Source organism: Deltaproteobacteria bacterium, from assembly GCA_005879795.1.
Lineage (GTDB): Bacteria > Desulfobacterota > Binatia > DP-6 > DP-6 > DP-6.
This window is the reverse complement of sequence record VBKJ01000253.1, coordinates 1-3,324: the sequence shown is the minus strand read 5'-3', so window position 1 is coordinate 3,324 and position 3,324 is coordinate 1. Positions and strand designations below refer to the sequence as shown.

General features: G+C 71.5%; 4 protein-coding genes. All 4 read right to left on the bottom strand.

Features of this window, described 5'->3' with window-relative positions:
* Positions 1–721 (bottom strand): hypothetical protein (locus E6J59_19740; protein TMB15822.1); only part of this gene is annotated, 721 nt, incomplete at its 3' end.
* On the bottom strand, positions 718–1,149 hold the full coding sequence (locus E6J59_19735) for a hypothetical protein (protein ID TMB15821.1): 432 nt from the start codon (positions 1,147–1,149) through the stop codon (positions 718–720). The genes E6J59_19735 and E6J59_19740, both read right to left, overlap by 4 nt.
* 19 nt (positions 1,150–1,168) lie before the next feature.
* Positions 1,169–1,603, bottom strand: a complete 435-nt coding sequence (locus E6J59_19730) for a hypothetical protein (GenBank protein TMB15820.1) — start codon at positions 1,601–1,603, stop codon at positions 1,169–1,171.
* A partial coding sequence (locus tag E6J59_19725) for a DUF87 domain-containing protein (GenBank protein TMB15819.1) occupies positions 1,600–3,324 on the bottom strand: 1,725 nt, incomplete at its 5' end. The genes E6J59_19730 and E6J59_19725, both read right to left, overlap by 4 nt.

The following is a 3,324-nucleotide window of genomic DNA, read 5'->3' as shown; positions in this document are numbered from 1 at the left end:
CGTTCCGGAAACCGGCGATCCGATCGCGGCCGTCCTCGGTGTCCGTCCAGATGACCCACACGCCCTGTGCAGCGGGCTCGCCGCGGCGGGCCCGGACACGCTCGTCGACCACGCGCTGCATCGCCTCGGCGAGGACCTGTGTGGTGCCAGCGCCCGCCGGCGCGAACCCGATCACGCGCGGCCCCGTAGCCCACCGACTGACGGTCGTCGACAGGAACAGGGTCGGCGTCTTCGTGTAGCCGAGGTACGGGAGGAGGCTCGTCACCGGATACGTCTCGAGCGGCGAGAGGAAGGCCTGGACTCGGTGATAGTTCTCGAGGAAGCGCGCTGCCGGGACGGTTCGGAGGGGCATCGAGCCGTCGTCCTTGACGACGACCTCGCCGGCACCGCCGCGCGCGACGATGGCCTGGGCGACGCGGAGGATGGCGCCCACGTTCGCACGCGGGCCCGTGAGCGGCCCGATACCACCGAGCCGCGTGAGCGGCGTCGCTTCCGGCATTGCGCCCGCGCCGCTGCGCTCAGGACTCGGCTGCGTGGCTGGGGCCGCTGGTGGCGTCGACGGCTTCGACTGGGCCGGGGCGGATGGCGCCGTCGGCTTCGCGCGCTCGGACCAGAGATCCGCCGAGGCGGGCAGGACGAGCGTCAGCCCCAGCGCGGCGGCCGCGACCGTCGCGAAGAGTGCAGGGGCCGTCGTGACGCCCGGCCGCGCGGGACGGCTCACTGAAGACCTCCGAGCATGCCGTCAAGGCTCGGGACTCCGACGGCCGTGACGACGCGGCCGCGGGGATCCTCGAGACGGAAGAACGGGACGCTGCGGACTGCGAGCGCCTGGAGCCGGCCCGGCTCCCAGCGCAAGGGCACCAGGCGCTCGAGGGCATCCACGGTCGACGCGCACGGCAGATCGATCACGAGCGTGATGGTGAGGCTCTTCGGCGGTGTCCGGGCCTCAGGCTGCGCGGCGACGGCTGGCGCGCCGGGACGGGTCTGGGGCGCGCACACGACGCCGAACGACCCCAGGTGGCGCGGCTCGGCCGCCGCGCCCGACGGCGCGGCGAGGACGAGCGCGCCCGCGATCCAGACGGCCCACGACGCCGCCGGGCGTCGACGTCGAGGAGGGACCTGGGGATGCCGCGCGGCGTCCACTGCCATAGCCCTGGCGCTCGTGCACCTAGAACGTCCGCTGCGTACCGGCCAGCTGGCCGGGTGCGCCCGGGACTTGCCAGGTGCCCGGCCGCACCAGGACCCATTGCCGGTGAGCGAGGATGACCATCCCGCCGACGACCTGCGCCGGGATCCACACCTCTTGCATCACGGGCCCGATGTAGTAGAGGTTCTCGGGAGGCCTCGGCGAGGCGACGACCGGCCGACCACCGTTGCGCTGGAGCTTCTCGAGCGTGTCGCGGATGCCCTGGCGGTACGACTCGGCCTCCCCGCTGGCGAGGCCGCTCTGATGATTCTTCGCGCGCGAGTCCATCCATGACGCGAGGCTGACCGCTGACCCGAGCGCGGAGGTGGCCGGGACGATCGCCGCCGCGCACCCTTGAGTGCCGAGTGCGCTGGCCAGCACGAGCGGAAGCCACAGCGCGGAGCGAAGCCGTTTCACGGTGACGTCCCTCCTTGGAGGTTGGCCGCGAGGAGCTTGTCGAGGGCCGCGTCGACGCGGCCGCCGGTTTCCTCGAGTGCCAGGTTCCAGCGGCCAGTATCGGCAGGGTGCGTGGTCGCGACCCAGTACGTAACGGGATCAGGGATGATGCGGATCATGCACCGCCCGCCGGGGGTGACGAGCATGGCCTCCGAGTAGCGGCCGGGGACGTTGGTGGCGCTCGCCAGGGCCTGGAGGTGCGGCTCGCTGAAGCCGAGCGGCTCCTTCATGCGCTTGAGCGCGTCGAGCTCCTGGCGGAGGAAGATGCGGTTCGGGCAGTTGTCGCGGATCGCCTGCCCGGCGGGTCCGTCGAAGTCCGTCAGGAACTGACTGATGAAGACCGCGGCGGTGCCGACCTTGCGGTACGTCCGGGCGATCAGCGCGAGAATGTTCGCGCCGTACTCGGACTTGAGAATGGCCCACGCCTCGTCGACGAAGATGAACTTCCGGTGCTCGCGCGGCCCGCGGCTGAAGAACGTCGTCACCAGGTGCAGCAGCGCCATGACGAAGACGGCCTGGAGCGACGGCGTCCGCTCGAGCTCCTTGAGCTCGATGACGGTCAGCCCGGGCCGGATGACGAGGGCGTTCGGGCCGTCGAAGTAGCGACCCAGGGGGTTGCCGCGCAGGTAGGGGGCGACCATGCGCGCGAGACGCAGCCCCAGACGGTCGACGTCGTGCTCGGGGTGCTTCAGGAGCTGAACGATGTCGGCGATGGTGATCTCCCGGTCGCCCCCCGTGTTGGCGAAGGCCTGGGCGACCGCGGACGTGAGGATCCCGAATTGCTCCGGGTCGAGGCGGAAGCGCTCGTGGCCGCCGGAGGCCATCTCGGCGAGCACGTTAGCGACGAACATCTGGTGATCGGCGTCGCCCGGGCCGAAGCACGGGTTGAGGGTGACGACGGTGTTCGGGTCCACCGCGAGGTACTGTCCGCCGACAAGCTCCGAGAGCCGCCGGTAACTGTCGCCCTTGTCGAGCACGACGACGTCGGCGCCGAGCGAGAGTTGCTGGAGGACCATGTCGATCGCCGTGAAGCTCTTCCCCGAGCCGGTGACGCCCGAGACGGCGACGTGCATGCCGACCGAGGAGTCGAACGGATCGAAGAAGATCGGCGAGCCCGTGCGCCCGAGGAAGATCTGCACGGGCGTCCTCGTGCCCGCATACCCGCCGTAGAGCGGGAAGAGGTCGGCGAGGTTCTGGCTCAGGAGGGTCCGCGCCCGGCGGCTGTTGGTCTCGAACTGCGGGTCGTACCCGAATGGCAGGCTCTCGATCCACGACATCAGGGTGATCGCCCGCTCGACGCTCGCCCGGCACTGGAGCTGCGCGAGCGCCGAGAGCAGCTGCTCCGTGCGGCTCTGGATCCGGTCGGCACGCTCGAGGAGGACGAAGTGGAACGCCGTGCGGCAGAGGCGCAGTCCGGCCGAGAACGCCTGGTCCGTGAGGGCGCCGAGTTCCTCGTGGATGCGGGCGGCCTCGACCCGCTGGTCGCCCAGCAGCCCGAAGCGCTGGCTGAACGCGAAGAAGCGCTTGCGGTTGACCCAGGACCGTGCGGACTCCGGGTCGAGGACCGAGCCGGCGAGCGTCACCCAGCCGAGGCCCGGGCGGCGGAGCAGCGCGCTCGGGGTGCCGGGCTCGAGGCCGAGCGTGAAGTGCCCCGGCCGCGTGGCGGGCGGCAGGCCCAGGAG